The following is a 21,961-nucleotide window of genomic DNA, read 5'->3' as shown; positions in this document are numbered from 1 at the left end:
TTCGCACCCTGCAAACATGTCATCTCGACGTTGGCCCTGTCGGTTTCTGGCATGGGCGTTTGAGGGCAACAGTTCAGTGTGTCTAGGTCGAAGCAGCCAGCACGCGGTTGGCCAAGTTATTGCCCAGTTCTTCGTGGTCTTCGGCGAACCGTAAGGAGTTGGAGTTGTGCCCAGCGATCAAGACGCCTGGACTTGAACCTGCCTTGGCGCCAACAAACAACCAGGCGCTGCACCAATAGCAGGGTGAAAAGAATGAAAACCATTCTGGCGACGTATCGACCATGCGTTGCGTCAGCTGTTGCGCCAGATACTTGGACCCACCACGTCCATCAGTGAAATAACGCTGAGCTGACTCCTCCAGTTGAGAAGAGGAGCCAGTTTTCGGAACAGCGCCCAATGGCTGTGGATGACCAGTGGATGGAGGTTTTGGGAACTTCCAAAGACACCTTGACTTCCGCCAAAGGGACAGTGCCGTTCGAATGAGGTAACGGCACGGATCAGATGATCAGTGCATCAGGCACAAAAAACGCCGCTTCGCCCAATGGTGGATATGCCGATCTCAAAATCCAGTCACTGTGGGAGTAGAGACCCCAAGGCTATAAAGGCATTCGTACCTGTCATCTGCATCCTTGGAGCACTCGTTGCAGTAAATGCGGCTACGACAAACCCAGCTGCTGCACAGACTGTGATGAGCAGCTGCTGGCGTATGACCAATGACCAGTACTACTCAGCTGGCCTTGGGCCAGGAATGGATTGGAAGATCCTCGGTGCCTGCTAAGTCACCCTCGACGCAAATCGAGGCGTGGAAAAAATTGATGTCATCAAGCCCTCGATGACTCTTCACAGAGATGCCCCTACTAGAGGAGGCAGTGCGGCGACCAAGCCGTACCAAAACCCGACTGGCGTTTGGGCAATCGGCATTTGGGAGTCGCCCGCAAGACGATCCGCAATCTTCGCCACGCAAACCTGGGAGAACTGATTTCGCTCCCGCAGCTCTTGTCCTTTGCGCTTTTAAGTGTCGTCTCTGATGAAACCCCTTTAGGTCCCATTCCTCTCAGGAATCTTTTGATGGTTCCCCATCGGAGATGGAACTGGAGTTGAGAGTTGTTTGGTCTGCTCCTTTTGACCCCTGTTCCGCTCTGGTCAATCTCTCCACCAGGCTGAGGGTGTCGTTGGGAGACAACTCGCCATCATCGCCCCACTTGAGACTGGAAAGGTCTGGTGGGCTCATGAGGTTGGGAGAACTGCTTTTACGAAGCTATGGCCGCTGAGATGCTCGCCGTGGCGATGCTCCCCGAAGATTCACGGAAGAAATTCCGAAGAGTGTCCTATTGCGATACCGAACTGGTTCGACACGGCTTCATCCACGCACGATCCGCCCCCCAAGGCATCGGTCAGAGATGCTCCAGAACCCTGCTGCTGCCTTCAGGAGGTCTCTGTTTCCCCTGAAGAAACCAGGCGTTTCATGGGTGTTCCAATACCAGAGGTCAGAAGCAAATCCCACGAACAGAACTCTGTTCGTCTCTGAAGGGCGTGGAATTCGTCGGTGAGGGTTCCAGTGCTGAGCGCCTTTGAAGAGCACAGAGGTTCCATCACCTTTGCCGTGCTGGTTATGGAAAGACCACCAGACACTCCCGTAGCCATTGGATTGACCTGTCTGGAAGGTTCCCAGTGCCTTTCTGCCCTGAAGTAACTCACCCTTCAAGGAGACAGCAGTTCGTTCAGTCAGCAGAACCTTGATCGACGGGACCTCTTCACTGGTTAGTTCGCAGACCAAGGGAAGTGGGACTGCGCTTGCAGGTAAAGCTGTCACGAGCAAGAGGAGTAATGCCCTCATCAGTCGCCCATCAATGACGGCATTTTCATGGATCCACCTCAGTTAGGACTTCTCCGTGCTCGCTCAGCACTCGGGTTTTCCTTCCGATCTTCCTGGCGATCTCCTTTGCTGATTCAGAGGCAACCTTTAACGATGCAGCTGTCGTATGGAGGTGCCATTCCATAAAAGGGTTTAGTTCTTCGACTCGGAACTGCCCTGCGGCCATTCCCATCAGTCGCCCTCCAGGCCTTTTTGATTTGCTCTTGGAGTGTCTTGTTCATCTACGGCAGGCGCAAGTGCATCACCAGTCGCTCTAAGCAAGTCGGCAGTCATCTGCCTTGTTGCTGGGTTGGGATAGATGAAGACGCCAATAGCGACACCCAGCAGAACTCTCTGCACGACATCACTTCCTGTTCAGTAATCGTCCACCGGATTGTTGAGGTTGTCAGCTCTCTCTGCTTTCTAATAGAGCGATAAGAGCAAGTCTCTAATTCAGGTGCAGCGCAAGATCTTCCTTTGCTTTAGGGGATGGATCAAACATTACTTGCTTGAGTTGTCCCTGCTTTGTTGATGCAATACAAAAAAAACTTCTTCTGGTGCTAAACAGCTCTATTGTTTTGGTAGCACTCTTTAAGCGGCCATGGTGTTGAACTCTTGCTTGTTCCTCAGTATCTGAGCATTGATGTGCATTAGTACCTTGTCTGCTTCCTGTATGAACTTGTCGCGACACCATTCGTCAGATACCCTGCCAGCCGCGTCCATTAGAGTGATGTATTGCTCTTCGAGTGACATGTGACTGTTTCGCTAGCGGAAGGATGACAGGGCTGGCAAGTGATGTAGTAGTCGCTAATACCTGAACTTCAAATGAATTTGGGTGCTCTTGCCACTATGGCTGGCTCTGGCAATGAAAAACCGCCATTGCTGACGGGGTTGTCTGTGCAACTCGTCTCCACCATTGTTTTGGAGGATTCCGTTCAAGACCCTTTACTGGAAGCGCTCTGCAGTACCTCTGACCTATCGCACCCATCCCCTCGGCCATCTGTGTGCTGATGTCGAGAAAGCTTCATTTAACTCATCGACTACCCAGTTTTAAAAGCTTTTCTAGCTTCAGAGCTTTCAATAGTTTTAATCCCCATCCAGCTGGAGAAGGTCGAACTATTGCCTGCTCAACTCGTAGCTGATTGTGGTCGTTTTTGGAGTCAGTCATGATTAATAAAAGGAGCTGTGATGGCAGCTCCCCTATGGATCCCGATAGACCAAAATGAAGCTATGCGATTTCTCGAATCAATACTCATCAATGTATAAAAGTTCAGCGAGAGAGACTTGCCTTCATGAAGCTGGGTAAGCAAGCTCGCATCGATGTTGACGCCGTGGCGCAGCACCGGGCTGCCTGACCTGAGTCATGCAATGCTCCGCACATCTCTTGTTGAGCGAAATGGCCAAGGGCTACTGGAACGTTTCTGGCGCAATCACCAACCCTGAAGGGATGGGGGCGTACATCTCAGCTGCCGAGCCCTATCTGGCTAAGTGTGGAGCGCGATTTCTCTGCAGAGATCTCCAGACGGATGTTCGCGAAGGCAATGCAGGACATCTGACCGTGATCATCGAGTTCGAATCACTGGCCGCAGCGAAAGCTGCCTATGAGGCGCCCGAATATCAAGAGATGCTCCAGCTTCGTCAACCCCACAGCAATGTCTCGCTTTCGATCCTTGAAGAAGGTGATCACGCCACTCACTAATGAGAGGCGTCGTCGGGGTGGCAGGACTTCCTTTCAGTTCTGTTGCAACCGCGACAGGCGGTAGGGACGGGGAACGGGAATGATTCCCTCAGTCACCTCAAACCGATGGGATTCCTCGCCGTTGCAGGCTGCATGCTCTTAGCCACTGCCATGTCCGCAGCTTTAACCAGCAAGCCTTCTAAAGCCTGAGGTTGGGAGGGGGCGAGCTTGGCGGCGGCCCCCAACAGATCAGGCCAGCTTCACAACGAAGCGCTGAACAGACCTAGGTCCAACCTAGGTTTTTTTGTGCCCATGCGTACCAAGCATTAACGCCTAATTGGCCGTCGAGTGGATGCAGCACAACGCCATTGAGGCGTTGAACAGGTGTTGAATAGGCTGGCGACGGTGCTCACCACCAGTGAGATAAAGCTCTTCCAGGGCGTCAGAATGGTGGCATGGGCAAGACCAACGATCAGCAGTCATGGCATGAGGGCCTGCGTCAGCCAATGGGAGGTAACCCTCTGCATGAACCCGTTATGGCGGCGATCCACGGCTACAGGTTCAACGATGAGTTCTGGCGTCTTAACGACCAGGGCTATCCAGAGCCTTTGTTGGAGCCCATCCTTGGCCGATGGGAACAGCTGCACGATCCAGAGGATTGAACCTGGCGGCAAGTGCGCACTACACAATCCGATAACGCGAAACTGACTCCCCCCGTTCAGAAGAGGAGTCAGCTTTTCTTCGGCGCCCAATGGCAAGGGTTAGGCCATTGGATGGAGGTTTCCTGCGGCTGGAACTTCCTTGAACAGCTTGGGTTGAAGCAAGGGGGCGTTGGCTTCAGATGACGCGGAGACGCGGTTCAAATGAGCAACGGCAAGGTTGCGAAGTGAGATTGCGCTGATCTGACTCCTTCCCTTCATAAGAGGAGTCAGGCTGTGCATTGCTGTGTCTGCGTTTGTAATGCTGTTCTGACTCCTCCGGTTGAGAAGAAGAGTCAGCTGACACTCAGCGCCCAATGGTTATTGGAGGAACCATTGGATGGAGAGCTCGAAGCTCCAAAGACACCATCACCCCGGTCATGGTTTAAGTGCCGTTCGAATGAGGCGATGGCAGCGACCAAATGAGCGGCAACGACGTTGTGGCGTAGGTTTTCACCCCCCAGTCCGATCGGCAAAAAAAAGCCGGCCCATCACACCCGGCTCATGCGCAGATGAACCTGTTGATCGGCTGACATCCGACGCGCAAGCGGAAAGCAGATCTCATCCCTCAGCCAGATGGTCGATTAGTTGAGGAGTTCCGTCTCGTCGGCCAGCCTCTTATTGATGTGGCGGCGAGTTTCTGCAACGTGGCGATGTTGCGCCCACAACTCCATCACGAACTTGGCGAGCCGTTCCTGTCGCTTCCCTGGCTGCTCCGGCAGCGAAGGGTCCTGCTCTGTCACTTCTGGAAATCCAGCGTTCATCTAGATCGGCTGCTCGTACTCAACCCCTAGCTAGATCCTCCATTCAGGACCACATTCCAATGAGAAGCCCCCGCCAAAGGCAGGGGCCACGGAACGCGTTTCAGAAGTGTCACCTTGTTTCCACTCCCGTGAGGCGATCCTCCTCACAACTTCAAGCTGGCAAAGCTGCTGGCACTGTGACAACAAAAGTGGACAGCTGCTGACTCGTCCAGGCCATCATCCCTGCTGGTCCGCCTCCTCTTCCTCTGATCGCAGAAATCTCTTGCGTTGAGCCGATTCCAGGCCGGATGTCTCTGCTGTTTCGCGATTAGGTGTCTTGGTGCTGCTCTTCTCGTCCTGCTGCGCAGGTTTGTCGAGCCCCATCAGTAGGGGGTGAATTCCTCTTCGGCTCATTTGTCGTTGGTCGTTATTCAGATCTCGCGTGGTGGCGTTCCGGCCCAACCGCGTGGGATGACGCTATCGACACTTGCCTCACTCTGTTGGCCGCGCTCTCTTGGCCTTGGTCGGGCGTTTGCTGGCCGACGAATTAACTCTCAGTGCTATTTGCGATCTTGTCGCGCCAATCAGGCCCCAGCTCTGTGGCCAGATCGTGCTCAACAGAACGGAGGTAACGCTTCCGTTGAGCTGACTCCCAACCCAACCATTTGGGAGCTTGCTTTCGCTGTGTACTTGTCATGCTCAGAGAATCACAGATCGTTGACCCCGTGCGGGTTAAGAGCAGGTTCTTACTTGGAAAAGCTTGATCAGCCACTTGCCAACCAGCTCATAGGCACCCATCACATCCTGAATTGCATAGGAGGGGGCAGCTCCTCAGGAAGACACTGTCGGCTCGCCATTGGTCAATGCACTGCAGCTTCTCCCGCAGCCCATCCACGTCAACCAAATGCTGTCGCATGTGCTGCTGAACATGGACATGCTTCTGAGGGCAGTCTTATCCCCCACCAAAAAAAAATTGGGTTGAAGCGCATGCACCATTAGCCATTGCTCTTCTTGCAAGGGCGTTCACCCCGCTTCAACTTCACCCACATCGCCTTCTCAAGAGCCGTGAGTTTTGGACAGGTTTCATTAAGCACTTCGAGGGCACGAGACTTGGCATCCCGGATGTAGCGCGTCGTCCGGTCGAGTTCGTCAAAGGCCATAACTATTGGATAGGTATGACTACCAAGTTAAAAACTCTGAAAAATGCGACTTGCATCAAGTGACACCGAATTGACTCCCCCTGAAGGGATGCTGTGGAAGATCACCTTAAGAAGATGCTATCGATGTGCCACTGACAAAAACTTTGCAGCGATTGCTCGATGCTGATGGATTCAAGAAGACGTTTCAGTGTTCATGCCAGTGGCATGTTGACATTGTTTTCCTCGGCATCACTGGTCCGGCGGTAAGTCGTTCTTGTGGTCGATTCGCAACCATATTTAAGCGGCTATACGCTGTTCAATGGGTGTGAAGTCCCATCCAATCGGTGACTGAATTTGATTCAGCTTTCGGTGCTCTTCGAATAGATCTTCAATTTCCTTGCAGGCTGTGCAGTATGCCGCCCAACCAATCATTCTTCGTGGATTTGCTCGCCCACGCTTGTCAATCGCTTGATCAACGGTGACTCCTTCTGTTTCTGCTTGTTCAAATGCGCTAAGCAATGGAATTTGTGCATCTAGAACCTTTATGTCGAATCCTTGAAGCAATTCTTTGGCTTTTTCTGCTGCAGCTTCTTTGCGTGAATCAACTTTCACAAGCAGTGCAGCGTAGGGAATCTTGTATTGCCTCAGCATCTGTGACATTTCAACAGTTAATTCGATTGATCTGCTCTGCGTGGTAGTGGGCAGCAGAATGAAATCGGCTCCCTCTACTAAATTTTTCATTTCTTCTTCGTTGCTGCTTGCTTGTCCATCTGTGATAATAATTTCTGCCAATCGAGTCGCTTTGGCTGCCGCTTCAATCGGCACGACTGGGCAGGGCAAGAGTCCTCTAGCGCCATAAGCAGTGGCCGATCTGTTGCGGTCGGCATCAACCAGGACTACCCGTTTTTGTTGATGGCTCCAGGTTGCTGCTATGTGAACGCTGCTACACGTTTTGGCAACACCACCTTTCTGACCAAAAACAGTGATGAACATTACGCAGCGACTAATGACTCCTTAAAAGGATCGCGTTTTTTTTCTGGAAGGCAAGACGTTGGTTGTTGCTGCTTCCGCGATGACAGGGGCAGTCAGCTTGGGCTCTCCAAGTCATTTTCAGACAGGACAACCACCTTCCTTAAGAGGTATGGGCGACCTTGGGCTTCGTTCGTGGGCTTCGTTTGCGAACGGCCAAAAAAAAGGAGAGGTCCCACCCTCTCCCTGCACGACGTATCACCCCCTCGCCAAAAGGGAGCGCTTGCACAATGACGTAAGAAATACCTATTAGTGGTTGCCATGACGACCAAAAGAGTACTGAGGTCAGGAACCCACGAAAAAGGAGGCTCCCTATTCCCTCCTCTGGTGAGGTATTCGCCTCTCCTCGAAGGGATGAGCTGATGGTCGCTATTCAACGGCTTCCGGAGATTCCTCTCAGGCAAAACCACCGGTTAATTGACCATGTCGTTCTTGGGGTAATGACGTCGTCACCCTGGGCTTGATTTGCTCAACGCGTGTCTTGTTACTGAAATAATCCATCTCTTCGCGGTCTGGTCAGAACAACCAGGCCCCCAACAGCACGCCGATCACCAGACCTTTCATCCAGACCAACGCAGCCATCTGGTACTCAGAGAGACCGAGCTTTCCCTTGATCCAGAAGAAGACCTTCTTATCTGCGAAGACGACAGCGCGGACCGGTTTCCACGGAGCAAGACCATTCAGACGCCAGCTCATCAGCATTTGACAGCAGTTAATCGGTGTATAGCGACGGCCCTCACAAATCAACCAGTTGAGGGAAGGCATTCATCGCCAACACCTAAAGAAGCGCTGCATGCTCTGGGCGCCTGCCTGGCAGTAGGAGATGGGCTGGGCACCCGAAGCGCACTGAGTAATCCCCGATTGGGGACGGATGGATGGCCCACAATTACGCCGATCTACGAAAACTGTTTTGAGTGAGGGTTCTGCCCAAATGTTCCTAGCGAACATGGCTCCTCTCTCCTAAAACCTTTGGACCAACTAACAAAGAGCATGAACTCAAAAATTGAGAAGGGTCTGATCGGGGCTGCTGTGCTTGGAGCTCTTTTGTTGCTGGCGCCGATGGCCAAGCAATCCAAGGAGTTCGTGAAATGCGTGAAGAACGCTGAGGCTGCAATCGTCGATCTGACTGGTGTTGAGTTCCTCGACAAAGATGGCAAGCCTGGATTCTTAGAGCGACCTGTAGCTGTCCACTACTGCAACGGTGGAGACATCACCAATTTCCTGACCCTGGCGGGCACTGAGGCGGACTAGGCCAGGGAGTCGCAACTGGTCATCAACCCCTCTGCTGCGGAACACAGCCTGGTCACATAGCTGCTTCAGGTTGGTGTCGGCGAGAAGGGCTCAGCTCCTGGGGTTGGAATGCGTCAGGAGTCTTTTTGCCGCAGCGGAGGGGAGGCTTACGGCGGCCTCCTTCTCCCTGACCACGATCAAACAGAATTCTTGTCATCGTCAGTGAGCCACCAAGCACCGGCGTATGGCAACTGACCTCACTGCAATTCTGCTGTCATCAGTGTTTCTCGGGGTTGGCTTCGTGATTGCGAAGTTCTTTCCTGAGGCGTCCTTGTTGGCTTCAGTGTTCCTTGTTGGGCTAGCAATCCTCAATATCACCCTGGCTCTCGTGGTCTGAGTGGTTGTTCCTGCTGGAAGAACTGGTTACAGCACTACGCGCCAATGTCTCTGAACTCTTCAAGTGTTGGCTGTCTGGTGGAGCTGCTGCAGCCGTCATCTGATCCGGGCCGAATCACCAGAGAGGATGGGACTCCAGCCGTCTTGGACTGCAGTTGCCTTCCGCTTCAGCCCTGCCGCCCTTGCACTTGGCCGTAGTCGGCCATGTTGAGTGGGTGGAATTTTTGGCTGTGGATCAGTTGCCCCGTCCCGGGGCCATTGGTCACGCCCTGCGGAGCTTGCAGGAACCTGCTGGTGGTGGTGCCGTCGTTGCTGTGCAGATGGCACGGTTGCAGCAGCAGCCCGTCCAGTTCTTTACGGCCCTAGGCCGGGATTCGGTCGGGGAAGCCTGCGTCAAGCGGCTCGAACATCTGGGCCTCGAGGTTCATGTCGCTTGGAGGGAGGCACCAACCCGGCGGGGCGTGAGCTTGGTCGATGGCGAGGGGGACCGGGCGATCACCGTGATAGGCGAGCGACTGACCCCATCACTCGAGGATGACCTGCCCTGGGAGGTCCTCGGCGAGTGCGACGGCCTCTTCGTCACGGCAGCTGATGCCCCTCTGTTGAAAGCCTGCCGCTCTGCTGCAGTCCTTGCCGCGACTCCACGGGTTCGTTTGCCTGTGCTTCAAGAGGCCAAGGTGTCCCTCGACGCCCTGATTGGCAGTGGCCTTGATCCGAGTGAGAGGGTGGGGCCGGAGCACTTGAACCCAGCTCCCCAAACGCTGATTCGAACGGAAGGTGCCGCAGGGGGTCTCAGCCTTCCGGGCGGTCGCTATAACCCAGCACCCCTCCCGGGGCCATTGGTCGAGAGCTATGGCTGCGGTGACAGCTTTGCAGCAGGGGTGGTCACCGGTCTTGCTGCGCGTTGGTCCTTGGAGAAGGCCATCGCTTTGGGTGCCCAATGTGGTGCCGCCTGTGCGACGCGCTTTGGACCCTACGGCTAGTCAAAGTCAACTGGGCCGGTTCGTCCTGAAGAACGAAATCATCGAAGCCAACATCCGCTGCAAGCAACACAGCAATGCAGTTGGTGCTCTGAAGCTTCAGGCGCCGCTAACCAGGCTTCTGGCTAGTTGGTTTGGACCACAGTTTGGGCCACAGAAAGTATCAATCAAGAGAAAAGGGTCTTAGCTTTCGCTGAAAGCCCGCTCCATAACTGACGCCCCCTTACGTATTCGAACCATCGACGGACTGCTTAGCAGGCAGTAGCGCCTTCAGTTATTGCAAAGGTTTTGGATGGTTTTTCGTTGCCTAAATCCCGGGGCTCTGACTGGCATATGCCGGTCGGTGGGAGCGAGCTTTTTGGGGTTGTCGATATCCGAGCGAAAGATGGTTTGTCTGAGTGAGGGCTCAAAGAGGAAGGCCGCCCTTCCCGGTGGAAAGACGGCCTAGCTCTCTTCTGCAGGGTTAGTCGACCATTAGGGCGATCGGCCTCAAGTCGCTACACCCACAACGACCGTTGCAATAGAAACGACGATCCCTCCCCACTTCACCCATTCCGTGTCGTGATCATGAGTGTTGGCGAAGAGGAGAGCGCCAAGCTGAATAACAACAAGCTTTTCGAACATGACAGAAGAGCCAATGGCCGTCTTTTTGTAATCGGTGGAACGTGTTTGTGCAGTTACAGATGTTCTCAAATTATGTATTGCTCGTTACTTTTTTGCCTCTGCTGTTCGGCCTTGTCTCCAGGCGCAAGATCTAATGCCCAAAGGGGAAGGCCGCCCCTCCCGGTGGAGAGACGGCCTAACTCGCTCGTTTGTGCATGGTTCAACCCATCACTGCTGAAGAGAGAGAGGGGCGAAGCGTCTGGTTAGAGGCGCCCTGGGGCCATTTGCTCTAGGTGTTGGGTCGTTTTCTCCGAGGGCACCTAAGGCGATGCAAGTTGGAGCGTCGATTGGCGTGACGTATCTGATGTGTACCTAACCAAACGACCAACCCAGGTCATTTTTGAGACTGTTGGGGCAGGGGCCAGAAAGTCAGTCTGCTTCTTAAATCTGCTGGGGTGGAGTTTCGGCCGTCATGGGCGCCTCCGATTTCGATGCACTCAGTTTTGGGCCTTAAGGGCACAAAGTCATCGGCATTAAGGCGCATTGCCTCGATAGTTCCTGGCGACTGCTCACACCTTCATCCGACCACTGGGAGTAGCGCATCCCTCAACTGGGGCTAATCAGCCCGCAAATATCCCTCGATTTAGCGATGCGGTGAGGGTGCCTCCTCAGCGACCGTGAATGCAGAGAGAATAAGACCAATGCTCGTTATCGCTGTTGTCGCCGCCGTCTGGACACCACTAACCGTGGCCGCCTGCAAATGGATCGCTGACGCCTGATGAAACCAGCGATGCCCACCGATAACCACGGCGGTTCAGCCGATCCACACACCAAGCAGTATCCCGATAATTAAACCCGAAAACCAGACAAGTGCCCCCATTTGGTACTCACCAAGACCGAGCTTCTTCTTGATCCAGAAATAGGCATCACGATCTGCACCAACTAGTTCCTTAAGGGGGTTTTTAGTCATTGACCTGAGTGCAATTGTGTGGATGATCTCTTAGCCAAGACCTGAACGCCAGAGAGTCAGAGCTGATTGCAGAGGCTGAGTGGGTCCAATTCAGCAAAGCGCAGCTCACGCCTCAGGGAAAACAACACCGTCCTTTTCTGAGAAACGCACAGCCCATAGCTCTTCGTTGGTCATCACACCGTTCTCGTCAAGCAGTTCTGGATGAATGGTTTTCAGCCCTGTTCGGTCGCTTGGAGCGCTAACCGCCGACGCAGACGAGAGACGCATCATTCGAAACGCTTGGAGGAGCAAGCACGTCAATACTGCTGCGTAAGCGAGAGGGAAAAGACCTGAGAGCACAGACCGCCCAACGAAATATGAAGAAATGTTAACCGTTGGTTTTGTCGGCTGAGTGGGTGGCTCCACGACGTCGGTCATCACCGCTTCCCTGTGTCTCATGCTCATGCAGCCCCCGCTAAAGCCCTGCGGCGCACATCCCCATTCCGACGTCGCTCTTCTCGCTCAATCAGCAACTGACGCTTGATCTCCCACGCCCTTTCGCGTTCTTTTGCTTGTTCCCTCTCGATGGCTTCCATCGACTTCTGAGTGATTGCCTTTGGTGGTTCCAACTGCTTACGGACTGGACCCAAACCCCGGTCCATTTCCCCTTGCGCAACCCTCAGCACGTCCTGCAGATAAGACTTCTCATCCACATCACCGCACGGGTCAAATAGCCCTCTCTCAAGACGCGTTAAACACCATTCAGCAACGCCTTCTGCATCACGGCTCAGCTCCCATACCGATTTGGCATGACGGCGAATCTCAACAAAAGAATTCGCCGCCTTGAAGAACTTTTCCAGCGTCACTGGCTTGCGCTTTAGGGGTTCTGCCATCAACCCCTCCCTGGTACTGGTGTGAACTGCGGATCAGGCAGGCTCAACGCATCGGTGCGACCTTCCAGCTCTTCCAGCTCTTCCAGCTGAACGCCAACCTTTGCCTGGCGACCTTCTGCTGTTGCCAGCTGGTCTTGCAACGCGTTGCCCCGTTCTTGGAACAACTGCCCGCTGGATTTCAGTCGCCCTTCCTGGTCACTAACAACGCGTTCGGTTGCTTCCATACGTCCTCGATGGTCAGCCTGTTGCCGTTCCATCTCCGCCTGACTTCCAGCCGTTTGATTGCGCAGTGATGCCTCTACGGCAGCAGCGCTGACAACTGTTTGAGCCAGCTTCGACTCGGCTTCCACCAAGCTGTCTGCCTTCTTGATTTCCAGCGCTTGGTCACGTTGCGATAACTCCTGCCTGAGTTCGCGGACCTCGCCCACCAGGGATTCAACGAGACGCTCCAGCTGCGTGACCTTCTTCCCCTGCGCTGCAGCGACATCCGTGAGAGCGAGCGCAGTGCGATCAAATGTGGTCTCCCCTTGTTCCCGGTTATCTCTGTCGTCTAAAGCATCGAGATAAGTGGTCTGTTGTTCTGGAGACAGGTCGTAATACCCGGGATCCAGCGCTGGGTATTCGCGACCTCTCGCCTGAATCGTGATGCGTTGTCTCACAACTGCTTTTGGCGCAGCAGTTCATCTTCGATCTGCCCGCAGCAGGCTCCCGATGCCCTCAGTTGAACCGGTCATCAGCGCAATGATCGAGGTCAACAAAGAGCTGCAGGTGCATTTCACCCAACTCTCCAACCCTGAGTTGGATGCTTCGAATCGCAAGGCGATCGGCACCTGCGCAGCTGAGGGTGTGCGCCGTGGGCTCACACTGATTGCCCTGCATCAGCGGCTCCTCACCTGCAGCTGGATGAGCTGGAGCACGAAGCCATGGCGGTGCAGAACTGATGGCTGAGCCGATCAATCCCAGGGCCCTGACCTACACCGAGATGATGAACGGCGGCCGTCAGCAGATGGACGAGGCCGAGCACGTTCGCGAGCAACAGCTGCAGCAGCGGGTCGAGGAACTGCAGAAGGATGTTGATCAGCTGGAGAAATCGCTTGAAGGCGGTAGCGAAAGCGCCAGTTCCTAATCGGTGGCTAGAAGCATTGGGCCTTGACTGAAGACCAGTGATTGCTCCTCTGTCGTCAGTGCTAGCGAGAGTTATCCGATTTTTCTCATTACCTAAATCCCGTGGTGCTGACTGGCATATGCCGGTCGGTGGCAGCGAGCTTCTTGGGGTTGTAGATATTCGAGCCAATGATCGCTCGCTCAAGTGAGGGCTCACTGTCATTCGATGCGCGCTCATTTCGGGTCTCTACTTTTCGACTGTCTCCCTCTTTATGGACATGGCATTCGACGGGGTAGACAAGACAGCCCGCTTCATCATTGCGGCCAGGGCACGTGCTCAAGCTGCTTTGCATGAAACGTCTCCAAAGCTCACGGCTCTGGAGAAAGCGATGTGGCTCAAGTTGAGGCGAGGTGAACGTCCCTGCAAAAACAGCAAGGCTGCTTAGGGGAACAATTTCTAGCCTTTTCAAAGAGGAAGGCCGCCCTTCCCGATGGAAAGACGGCCTAACTCGCTCGTTTATGCATTGCGATCGACCTAATCAGTGAAGCTGTATCCGTGAAGCGAAATGCTTTATCGAAGAACAGTGAACTGAAAGAAGAAGGTCGAAGCGTCTGGCTTGTGGCAACCCTGGGGCCATTTGGACCAGGTGTGAAGCGGGACTCCTACAGGGCACCTAGACGGACGGTGCAGAGGAGTGTCGACTGATCAGACGCACATCAGTGTCGTCACAGACGAGGCGCTCACGTTTGGGTTGAAAAGTTGGAGCAGGGGCCAGAAAGTCAGGCTGCTTCTGCGATTTGCTCAGGTGGAGTGTCGGCCGTCATGGGCTCCTCCGATCTCGATGCACACACTCTCGGCAGCCGTGGAGCGCCCGGCAATCAGCTGTCGTGCTCATTGCCTTCTGGCGCGAATCGGCCGATTGTGGGAACGGCGTGCTGACTGCTGGCTGTGTTTCGTCTCAGTGCAGCGGAAAAGCGTTTCGCCCTGACTTCGTTCGCCGTGAAGGTGGCGATCTTCTGGCTTGCTCAGTTGGTGGTCTGCGTGCTGGATCCACGGCGGCTGGTGTGCGGTGTCGTGGAGAAGGGTTTTTTGCCCTGCCTCATCAGCTTTGCGGTGATGGATTTCCTAGTGATCCCTCGACTACGGCGCCGTTGGGACCGCTAGCCCCGTTGCCAGATCAACAACGCCAGGGCTAGTGCATAAGTAGTTGCATGGGTTGCCATGCGGGATGGCTGGCTCATCGACCGGGAGGGGTTCTGGATCTGCCGGTTTCACCGTGATGAGAAGGCTTGGATCCGTGATCCACGGGTGTTCGTCGATCACGGGCGGGAGATGCCCAGCGGCCAGCCAGCCCTGCTCAAGCGGCGGGAATACCTGCGTCGCGATGCTGCAGAGCAACGCTGGAAAGAGCTTCTGCGGTTGGGCTGGCCTGCCACTGCCCCGGCTTGGGGTGCAGAGGTAGAGCCGTGATCGATAACGCAACCTAAGAGCAAGCAGCTCTCCGATTTTTGTTGCTTTGATAGTTCACTTCAGCCTGAGCCTTCGCCCACAAGCGGGGGCTTTTGATTGGGAAAGCGCCGGGCCCTCGTTAAGCCCAGTGCCAACCCTTTGGGTGCAGCTCTGCAGCCCCGGCGGACACTACCTTCATCCTCTATATCGTCTAGTTCAAGTAGGCACTCTCATCCTTAAGTAATTGTGAACGGATTGCTCTTTTCGCTGTCACCCTCCGCACCGAAAGGAAAAGCGAGAATCATTACCTTTGCGATGCGAGCGTTTTGCTCGTGAGGGTCGGCCCCTCTATAGAGCTGCAGGGGCCTTCTTCTTGTGCCAAGCGAAGCCACCACTCCTCGAACAGGGTGACCTCGCCGCTCCGTGAAGTGCAAATCAAACAGAGCACCTATGTCTTAACCCTGGCCTCCGACAGCTTTACGCATCACCTGCTACTTAAGTGGCATCAACACTTGAGCTTGATCTCACCTCTGGAAAGAGCCTGCGGTTGGGCTGGTTAACCACTGCCCCGGCTTGGGGTGCTGAGGTGGAGCCCTGACTCTCCGGCATAAATAAACCCCGCCATTGCTGACGGGGTGTTGTGTGTGAGGTTTTATCGGGAGATAGATAGCGACATCACCACCCCGTCAATTTCCCATCCAGACCCGTCGTCATCACATGACGCCAGCCCAAATTCAGCCTGCGTCACGATCTGCGCCAATCGCACCGTGTCGCCCTTCTGCAGCTTAATCACCAAACACCAGGGCAACGAGATTTCATGGCCATTGATAATCCGCTGAAAAAAAGATTTGAACTATCAGGTCGACGTGTTGCGACACCTGCTTCGAATCGCAGTATTTGGATGTTTTTTACCCATTCATCATTGAATGCTGATATTGATTTTTTATTGGCCTCATCACCCCGATCACAGTGAAGTTGCAGAAGTTCTGGGTCTCCCTCTAAGAAGTCATCTCTGACTTCTTGCCACCCTTTTTGCTCTGCCCTGACAACGCTTATTGGCATTGCCATCAAGATCACTCCAAAAACGAGCAGGGAGGACTTCCAATAGCCGCGCTTGAAATCTTCGATAGGGGCTTTCATGTGGTCTATTCCGAATGGCTGACTGCTCTCATCGTGAGCAGAGATTTCAGGCCAGGCCACAATTTTCACGACCCCCTCGGGCCCTTCCCCACCTTCCACTTGTCTCGCCACCACTGCATCCCATACCTCACCGCATCCAATGAGTGGTTCTCGCAATCGTCAGCAATGCGTTCCACATCCCGCGGATGACGGGGCAATGTCGGCCAGGTCGCCATTAACCCCTCACACGCCTTCGTCCACAGCAGCCACGGCGTCTCCGGATCACGCCCCGCGGCCTGCAACATCGTCCTGACCAATTCCAATCCATTGGCCTCCCGTTGGTTCATCTTTCACGCCCTCACCAACGGACACCCAGCAGCCTTGAAGTCGCCCGTCGTTGACCCCCGATCACTCAGTGCAAGGTGAGTGCAAATGCCTGAGCGCATGAAAAAACGGACCCCGGAAAGCCCGAGATCTCTTGGTTTAACTGACGCCCCCTGATGGATTCGAACCATCGACCGACTGCTTAGAAGGCAGTTGCTCTATCCAGCTGAGCTAAGGGAGCAAGCGATCTCATTTTGGCAGGCTGCTTCAGGCGGGCTGGATTCCCATGCCTTGTGCCTCCTAAGCTGATGGGCTCTTGGTCGGCATCAATGGCGCCGCGTCGTCTCAGCGACAGCGAGAAGCAGGATCTGGTCGGTCGCTACAAGGCCGGCGAGTCAACAGCTGCTTTGGCTGAGGCCTATGGCTGCAGCCCCAATACCGTCAGCCGCACGGTGAAGTCACTGCTGCCAGCTGATGCTTATGCCGCGCTGAAAGCCACTCGCCTCAAGGGATCGACGGCCTCTCCCCCGTTCAAGCCCGTTATTCAGGCTGAACCGGAGCCCCCTGCTGTTGCATCCCCACAGAAGGAGCCCGAGGATGACGCCCTCATAGGTGAGGAAAGCAGTCTGGCCCTCGATGACGCTGATGATTTCGGCGAGGACGCTGAAGAAGAGCTCAACGAAGACGACGACATCGGCATCACTGAGACCTTCACAGAGCTCGTGCCCCTCGCCGGTGTTGGTGACCTCAGTGATCGACCGCTGAATCAGGCGCAACCGTTCAGTGTCGATTTGCTCCCTGACAGCGCCTACATGCTCGTCGACAAGGTGGTCGAGCTGGATGCCCGGCCCCTCAAGGAGTTTCCAGAGTTGGGCTTCCTGGATGACGCCGAGCAGACACGCCAGGGACTTTGTCTGTTTGCGAGTCCTCGAGAGGCCAAGCGCCAGTGCGGTCGCAGTCAAAGGGTGATCAAGGTCCCCGATACCGCTGTCTTTCAGCGCACCAGCAGCTATCTGCTTGCCCGAGGCATCACACGGCTGGTGTTGGATGGAACGCTGATCGCGCTTGACGCCTGAGCGATTCAGCTGAACACCACTAATCGAAGCGATCGCGTTGATCGGGAAGCAAGACAGCGGTGCTTGTTCCGCCACTGATCACGCCGATCACCAGCGCTATCCCCACGAGAAAACCGGTGGGAAGAGGAACGGAGCGCTGACCCCCAAGCTGGAGCGCTTGGCGATCCTGAAGGTTCTGCGCTCCAAGGCAGAGCAGGAGCAGGAGCAGCAGACCACTCCCCAGGCTGATCAGCAGAAGACGAAGGCGAATCAACACAGCACAACCGTCGACAGGCTCAGTTTGACGTGCCCTGGTGCAGGAGGGAATACAGCCGTCGTCTTGACAGACCTGTGGCCTGGGCCAGTTGCCGTGCCGCGTCACTGGCGGTTGCGCCGGCATCCTGCAACTCCTGCAGTTGCTTGAGCAGGTCACTGTCGTTGGGTTCCTCCGGCTCTGCCGGTTGTGCTCCCCCCAGCACAACAGTGCATTCCCCCTGCGGAGGGTGATGCTGAAAGTGCTGCAGGGCTTGTTCCACCGTCGGCCCCACCTGCTCTTCGTGGCGTTTTGTCAGTTCCCGTGCCACCTGAAGGGAGCGGCTTCCTCCGCAGTGGTGCTGAAGTTCCGCGAGCAGCGTGATCAGTCGGTGTGGTGCCTCGTACAGCACGGTGGTTCGGCTTTCGTTGCTGATGGCTTCGAGGCGGGCCCGTCGCTCTTTCCCCTTGGCAGGCAGAAATCCTTCGAAGCAAAAGCGTCCGCTGGGCAATCCGCTGCTCACAAGAGCAGTGGTGGCTGCGCAGGGCCCTGGAACGCAGATCACCGGATGGCCGGCCTGGTGCGCAGCGGCCACCAGTTCTTCTCCGGGGTCGCTGATGCCAGGTAGGCCTGCATCACTGATCACGGCGAGGCTTTGACCTTCAGCCAGAAGATCCAGAAGTTGGGGCAAGCGTGTGCGGGTGTTGTGCTGATGAAAGGACACCTTGCGGCCGCTGGCGCCAAGGTTGCTCAGCAGCTGTCCGCTGTGGCGGGTGTCTTCACAGGCGATCACATCGACGCTCTTGAGCAGATCGCGGGCTCGCGGGGATAAATCCCCAAGATGACCAATGGGGGTGCCCACCAGATAGAGGCTGCCGCCGCTTGGTTCATCCCGCTGCATCACAATGGCGACCGCCTCTGTTGATCATGATGCCCAGCTCTGCCGTCCTCCCCGCTGGCGTTAACCAGGAGGCTCTGCTGGCGGAACTTCGTCGCCTCAGCTGGGGAGCCGCCGACATCTTGCGGGCCTATGCACGCGGTGAGCAGCCCCCGCATGGTTTTCCCATGGCCTTGAGTGTTGATGAAGGCGGAGAGGGTCCGGTGTCTGCGGCTGACCTGGCCGTGAACAAGTGGTTGCTGGACGGTCTGTCCAGCTCTTTTGCTGATGCTGACTGGACGCTGTTGAGTGAGGAGACCGCCAAGGAGCAGCTCACCGAAGGCCAACCGCTACCGGCGGAGTGGCTCTGGATCCTCGATCCCCTTGATGGCACCAAGGATTTTCTGCAGGGCACAGGCGAATACGCCGTTCATCTGGCTCTGGTGCGCGACAAGCGGCCGGTGATCGGTGTTGTGCTCCTGCCGGAAGCCGATGAGCTGTGGATCGGCCTCGTTGGTGAGGGTGCCTGGTGTGAAGACCGTCAGGGTGAGCGGTCGCCGGTTCGCTTCAGCGAAAGAACCGCGGTTTCGGATCTGATCCTGGTGGCCAGCCGCAGCCACCGCGACGACCGTCTGGTGAAGCTGATTGATGCCCTCAATCTCGGCGGTTCCAAAGCAGTGGGCAGCGTTGGCTTCAAGGTGGCCACGATCCTGAGAGGCGAAACCGACCTCTACGTCTCCCTATCCGGCAAGAGCGCTCCCAAGGATTGGGACATGGCGGCTCCGGAAGCGGTTCTGCTGGCGGCCGGTGGTCGCTTCACGCATGCGGATCAGGCCGACCTCACCTACAACACCGGCGATGTTCGTCAGGCTGGCTGTCTGATCGCCAGCCATGGAAAAGCCCACGCCGAGCTCGGAGAGCGTGCGACGCGGGCCATGGCCGAGATTGACCCCGGTTTTCAGGTCTGAGACCTGATCAGCTGAGCGGTGCTACCGGGGTGGGCTGAGACTCCACCTCGGAGGTTTCGCCGGCCTGGGGCACACCGCGCAGTGTGAGGTTGATGCGTCCGCGATTGTCGATTTCTCGTACCCGCACGGTGACTTCGTCGCCCACCTTCACGACATCCTCGACCTTTTCCACCCGCGCTTCGGACAGCTGCGAGATGTGGATCATGCCTTCCTTGCCAGGAAGGATCTCCACAAAGGCACCAATCGGGATGATGCGGGTGATCGACCCGGAGAACACCTCGCCTTCGTTGACCTTGCGGGTCAGGCCTTCGATGATCTTCTGGGCTTCCTCAGCTGCAGCACCATCGTGAGACGCGATGGTCACGATGCCGCCGTCCTCGATGTCGATCTTGGTGTTCGTGCGTTCGGTGATGCCCTTGATGGTGCGTCCGCCGGGACCGATCACGGTGCCGATCAGCTCAGGATCAATCCTGAAGCTGAGCAGGCGCGGGGCGTGAGGAGAGAGGTTGTCCCGCGGAGTGTCGATCGCCTCGAGCATCTTCTCGAGGATGTGGAGTCGCGCTGGGCGTGCCTGATTGACGGCTTCGGCCACCGTCTTCACTGGCAGGCCGGTGATCTTCATGTCCATCTGCAGGGCTGTGATGCCCTTTTCGCTTCCGGCCACCTTGAAGTCCATGTCGCCGAGGAAATCCTCGATTCCCTGGATGTCGGTGAGGATCCGCACCTCATCGCCCTCCTTGATCAGACCCATGGCAGCGCCACTCACGGGGGCCTTCAACGGCACACCAGCGTCCATCAGGGACAGGGTGCTGCCGCAAACAGAACCCATGGAGGTGGAGCCATTGGAGCTGAGCACTTCGCTCACCACACGCACCACATAGGGGAAGGTGTCCTTCTCAGGTAGAACCGGAAGAATGGCCCGCTCGGCCAACGCTCCGTGGCCGATTTCACGACGACCGGGTGAGCGCATCGGCCGGGTCTCACCGACGGAGTAGGGAGGGAAGTTGTAATGGTGCAGATACAGCTTCTCGGTATTGGGATGGAGGTCGTCCATCTCCTGGGCATCGCTGGGAGTGCCCAGCGTTGCGGTGGACAGCACCTGGGTCAGTCCGCGCTGGAACAGACCTGAGCCGTGCACTCGGCGCGGCAGGACTCCGGCCATGGCACTGATTTGACGCACTTCGTCGAGGCCACGTCCATCGACGCGCTTGCCGTCCTTGAGGATCTGTTGACGCATCAACGTCTTGGTCAGCGCCTTGAAGCTGTTGCCGAGCAACTTCGAGCTGCTGGCCAGAGCCTGGCGGACGGCATGGTCGTCCTTGAGGGCTGCGATGGCTTCTGAAACCTCGCCCTTCACTTTCTCAAGGGCTGTATCCCGTTCCTCCTTGCTCTGATCAAATTTGCTGAGGACAGCGCTGATGGCTTTGGTGCATTGCTTGGCCAGATAGGCGGGAACTGTGCTGTCCTGTTCGGGGGTCTCCGGCTTCACCTGGGTGATGCCCAGATCCTTGAGGAGTTGTTCCTGAGCCTTGATGAGTTCGCAGATCGCTTCGTAGCCGAAATCAATCGCTTCGATCACATCCTGTTCCGGCAGCTGGTTGGCACCGGCCTCGACCATCACCACGCCGTCAGGGGTTCCGGCGACCACGAGGTCCAGATCACCCCGTTCAATCTCCCGGTAACTCGGATTGAGGACGAAATCGTCTCCCAGTAGACCCACGCGCACCGCCGCCATGGGGCCGTTGAAAGGGATGCCTGCCAGAAGGGTGGCAATGGAAGCGCCCGTTACCGCCAGAACATCGGCGGGGACCCTTTCATCGAGGGACAAGCAAGTGGCCACCACCTGCAGGTCATCTCGCATCCAGCTGGGGAATAAGGGCCGCATGGGGCGGTCAATCAGCCGAGCCGTGAGGGTGGCCCGTTCTGGTGGGCGGCTTTCACGACGCATGTAGCTGCCGGGAATGCGCCCAGCCGCATAGAGGCGCTCTTCGTAGTCGCAGATCAGTGGCAGAAAATCAATGCCCTCACGGCCCCCGGAACGGGTTGCTGTGACAAGCACGGCGGTGTCGCCACACTCCACCAAGACGGATCCTCCCGCCTGAGGGGCAAAGCGCCCGGTGGTCAGTCGAATCTCACGTCCGTCAAAGGAGATCGACTGGGTTTGTCCTTGCACGACGTCTTATGTCCTTTTGTCAATGCCAAGTCTGACATTTCATGGCTGCTCTTCACAAGAAAGGGGAGGTCAAGCCTCCCCGAGACAACGCCATGGCGAGAAATGGATCACCAGCTGGACTTGACCACGCCGGGCAATTCTCCTTTGTGGGCGCGCTCACGAAGCTGGTTGCGGCAAAGGCCGAAATCCCTATAAACACCGCGGGGCTTGCCGGTGGCCCAGCAGCGGTTGCGAACACGGATGCGCGCGCTGTTGCGGGGAAGAGCCTGAATCTTGCGGTGGATCTCCAAACGATCCATCGGATCTTCGGCTGCATTAAAAGCTGCCATCAGTGCTGAGCGCTTCGCCGCATAGCGCTCAACCATTTTCTTGCGCTTCACATCGCGAGCGATCATCGACTTCTTGGCCATGCAGCGGGGGGCAGCGAGCGATTGAATCGTCAACG

At 56.1% G+C, this 21,961-nt stretch carries 26 protein-coding genes and 1 tRNA gene; 10 read left to right on the top strand and 17 right to left on the bottom strand.

Translation table 11 applies throughout. From position 1 onward, the window contains the following. Positions 1-82: 82 nt before the first annotated feature. A complete protein-coding gene (locus tag FZZ88_RS08090; protein WP_166017494.1) occupies positions 83-397 on the bottom strand; it encodes a hypothetical protein in 315 nt (104 codons plus the stop codon). A gap of 2,821 nt (positions 398-3,218) precedes the next feature. Between FZZ88_RS08090 and FZZ88_RS08085 the strand changes: the two genes are divergently transcribed. Then, positions 3,219-3,554, top strand: coding sequence for a DUF1330 domain-containing protein (locus tag FZZ88_RS08085; protein WP_226423704.1), 336 nt, complete (start codon positions 3,219-3,221; stop codon positions 3,552-3,554). A gap of 434 nt (positions 3,555-3,988) precedes the next feature. After that, a complete protein-coding gene (locus FZZ88_RS08080; RefSeq protein ID WP_166017493.1) occupies positions 3,989-4,195 on the top strand; it encodes a hypothetical protein in 207 nt (68 codons plus the stop codon). A gap of 620 nt (positions 4,196-4,815) precedes the next feature. On the opposite strand, the gene FZZ88_RS08075 is transcribed toward FZZ88_RS08080, so the two are convergent. From FZZ88_RS08075 to FZZ88_RS08055, 5 genes are all read right to left on the bottom strand, one after another. Beyond that, positions 4,816-4,995 (bottom strand): hypothetical protein, encoded by a 180-nt coding sequence (locus FZZ88_RS08075; protein ID WP_115024138.1) that lies wholly within the window; start codon positions 4,993-4,995, stop codon positions 4,816-4,818. A gap of 216 nt (positions 4,996-5,211) precedes the next feature. Then, the gene (locus FZZ88_RS08070) at positions 5,212-5,358 is read right to left on the bottom strand and encodes a hypothetical protein (protein ID WP_166017382.1); all 147 of its coding nucleotides are present in this window, start codon (positions 5,356-5,358) and stop codon (positions 5,212-5,214) included. 611 nt (positions 5,359-5,969) lie between these two features. Further along, positions 5,970-6,134 carry a hypothetical protein gene (locus FZZ88_RS08065; RefSeq protein WP_166017492.1) on the bottom strand — a complete coding sequence of 55 codons (165 nt, stop codon included), beginning with the start codon at positions 6,132-6,134 and terminating at the stop codon, positions 5,970-5,972. Positions 6,135-6,410: 276 nt separating this feature from the next. Beyond that, positions 6,411-7,106, bottom strand: coding sequence for a ParA family protein (locus tag FZZ88_RS08060; RefSeq protein ID WP_166017491.1), 696 nt, complete (start codon positions 7,104-7,106; stop codon positions 6,411-6,413). A gap of 552 nt (positions 7,107-7,658) precedes the next feature. Beyond that, entirely contained in the window at positions 7,659-7,838 is a 180-nt protein-coding gene (locus tag FZZ88_RS08055) for a hypothetical protein (protein WP_166017490.1), read from the bottom strand. 294 nt (positions 7,839-8,132) lie between these two features. Here FZZ88_RS08055 and FZZ88_RS08050 point away from each other — a divergent pair, with 294 nt between their 5' ends. Then, complete coding sequence (locus FZZ88_RS08050) at positions 8,133-8,393, top strand: hypothetical protein (RefSeq protein WP_166017489.1); 261 nt, start codon at positions 8,133-8,135, stop codon at positions 8,391-8,393. Between the two features lie 524 nt (positions 8,394-8,917). After that, positions 8,918-9,751, top strand: a complete 834-nt coding sequence (locus FZZ88_RS08045; RefSeq protein WP_166017659.1) for a PfkB family carbohydrate kinase — start codon at positions 8,918-8,920, stop codon at positions 9,749-9,751. 1,414 nt (positions 9,752-11,165) lie between these two features. On the opposite strand, the gene FZZ88_RS08040 is transcribed toward FZZ88_RS08045, so the two are convergent. The 4 genes from FZZ88_RS08040 to FZZ88_RS08025 all read right to left on the bottom strand — a co-directional run bounded on the left by FZZ88_RS08040 (position 11,166) and on the right by FZZ88_RS08025 (position 12,852). Then, complete coding sequence (locus FZZ88_RS08040; RefSeq protein WP_166017488.1) at positions 11,166-11,321, bottom strand: hypothetical protein; 156 nt, start codon at positions 11,319-11,321, stop codon at positions 11,166-11,168. Between the two features lie 105 nt (positions 11,322-11,426). Further along, a complete protein-coding gene (locus FZZ88_RS08035; RefSeq protein ID WP_206339204.1) occupies positions 11,427-11,738 on the bottom strand; it encodes a DUF2973 domain-containing protein in 312 nt (103 codons plus the stop codon). Positions 11,739-11,761: 23 nt separating this feature from the next. After that, positions 11,762-12,193 carry a hypothetical protein gene (locus FZZ88_RS08030; RefSeq protein WP_166017487.1) on the bottom strand — a complete coding sequence of 144 codons (432 nt, stop codon included), beginning with the start codon at positions 12,191-12,193 and terminating at the stop codon, positions 11,762-11,764. Further along, positions 12,193-12,852, bottom strand: coding sequence for a hypothetical protein (locus FZZ88_RS08025; RefSeq protein ID WP_166017486.1), 660 nt, complete (start codon positions 12,850-12,852; stop codon positions 12,193-12,195). The genes FZZ88_RS08030 and FZZ88_RS08025 overlap by 1 nt, the downstream gene beginning before the upstream one ends. A 52-nt stretch (positions 12,853-12,904) precedes the next feature. Between FZZ88_RS08025 and FZZ88_RS08020 the strand changes: the two genes are divergently transcribed. The 4 genes from FZZ88_RS08020 to FZZ88_RS08005 all read left to right on the top strand — a co-directional run bounded on the left by FZZ88_RS08020 (position 12,905) and on the right by FZZ88_RS08005 (position 14,768). Beyond that, entirely contained in the window at positions 12,905-13,141 is a 237-nt protein-coding gene (locus FZZ88_RS08020; RefSeq protein ID WP_166017485.1) for a hypothetical protein, read from the top strand. After that, positions 13,134-13,319, top strand: coding sequence for a hypothetical protein (locus FZZ88_RS08015; protein ID WP_166017484.1), 186 nt, complete (start codon positions 13,134-13,136; stop codon positions 13,317-13,319). The genes FZZ88_RS08020 and FZZ88_RS08015 overlap by 8 nt, the downstream gene beginning before the upstream one ends. 927 nt (positions 13,320-14,246) lie before the next feature. Next, entirely contained in the window at positions 14,247-14,462 is a 216-nt protein-coding gene (locus FZZ88_RS08010) for a hypothetical protein (protein ID WP_226397812.1), read from the top strand. 57 nt (positions 14,463-14,519) lie between these two features. Further along, positions 14,520-14,768, top strand: a complete 249-nt coding sequence (locus FZZ88_RS08005; protein WP_166017483.1) for a DUF1651 domain-containing protein — start codon at positions 14,520-14,522, stop codon at positions 14,766-14,768. A 768-nt stretch (positions 14,769-15,536) separates the two neighbouring features. Here FZZ88_RS08005 and FZZ88_RS08000 read toward each other — a convergent pair. The 3 genes from FZZ88_RS08000 to FZZ88_RS07990 all read right to left on the bottom strand — a co-directional run bounded on the left by FZZ88_RS08000 (position 15,537) and on the right by FZZ88_RS07990 (position 16,431). Further along, entirely contained in the window at positions 15,537-15,956 is a 420-nt protein-coding gene (locus FZZ88_RS08000) for a hypothetical protein (protein WP_166017482.1), read from the bottom strand. Then, complete coding sequence (locus tag FZZ88_RS07995; protein ID WP_166017481.1) at positions 15,953-16,171, bottom strand: hypothetical protein; 219 nt, start codon at positions 16,169-16,171, stop codon at positions 15,953-15,955. The genes FZZ88_RS08000 and FZZ88_RS07995 overlap by 4 nt, the downstream gene beginning before the upstream one ends. A gap of 186 nt (positions 16,172-16,357) precedes the next feature. Next, a tRNA-Arg gene (locus tag FZZ88_RS07990) sits at positions 16,358-16,431 on the bottom strand. Between the two features lie 88 nt (positions 16,432-16,519). Here FZZ88_RS07990 and FZZ88_RS07985 point away from each other — a divergent pair. After that, on the top strand, positions 16,520-17,266 hold the full coding sequence (locus tag FZZ88_RS07985; RefSeq protein ID WP_166017480.1) for a helix-turn-helix domain-containing protein: 747 nt from the start codon (positions 16,520-16,522) through the stop codon (positions 17,264-17,266). A 19-nt stretch (positions 17,267-17,285) separates the two neighbouring features. Here FZZ88_RS07985 and FZZ88_RS07980 read toward each other — a convergent pair whose 3' ends face one another. Continuing rightward, positions 17,286-17,522 carry a hypothetical protein gene (locus tag FZZ88_RS07980; protein WP_115095031.1) on the bottom strand — a complete coding sequence of 79 codons (237 nt, stop codon included), beginning with the start codon at positions 17,520-17,522 and terminating at the stop codon, positions 17,286-17,288. 19 nt (positions 17,523-17,541) lie between these two features. Then, positions 17,542-18,399 carry a 16S rRNA (cytidine(1402)-2'-O)-methyltransferase gene (gene rsmI, locus FZZ88_RS07975; RefSeq protein WP_166017479.1) on the bottom strand — a complete coding sequence of 286 codons (858 nt, stop codon included), beginning with the start codon at positions 18,397-18,399 and terminating at the stop codon, positions 17,542-17,544. A 26-nt stretch (positions 18,400-18,425) separates the two neighbouring features. Here rsmI and FZZ88_RS07970 point away from each other — a divergent pair, with 26 nt between their 5' ends. Then, a complete protein-coding gene (locus FZZ88_RS07970; RefSeq protein WP_166017478.1) occupies positions 18,426-19,343 on the top strand; it encodes a 3'(2'),5'-bisphosphate nucleotidase CysQ in 918 nt (305 codons plus the stop codon). A gap of 7 nt (positions 19,344-19,350) precedes the next feature. On the opposite strand, the gene FZZ88_RS07965 is transcribed toward FZZ88_RS07970, so the two are convergent. Beyond that, entirely contained in the window at positions 19,351-21,516 is a 2,166-nt protein-coding gene (locus tag FZZ88_RS07965; RefSeq protein WP_166017477.1) for a polyribonucleotide nucleotidyltransferase, read from the bottom strand. A gap of 107 nt (positions 21,517-21,623) precedes the next feature. Next, a complete protein-coding gene (gene rpsN / locus FZZ88_RS07960) occupies positions 21,624-21,926 on the bottom strand; it encodes a 30S ribosomal protein S14 (RefSeq protein WP_166017656.1) in 303 nt (100 codons plus the stop codon). Positions 21,927-21,961 lie beyond the last annotated feature (35 nt).

It is taken from the genome of Synechococcus sp. PH41509 (assembly GCF_020514285.1).
In the GTDB taxonomy this organism is placed as follows: domain Bacteria; phylum Cyanobacteriota; class Cyanobacteriia; order PCC-6307; family Cyanobiaceae; genus Parasynechococcus.
The sequence above is the reverse complement of the archived record's forward strand: the minus strand, read 5'-3'. Positions and strand labels throughout refer to the sequence as shown.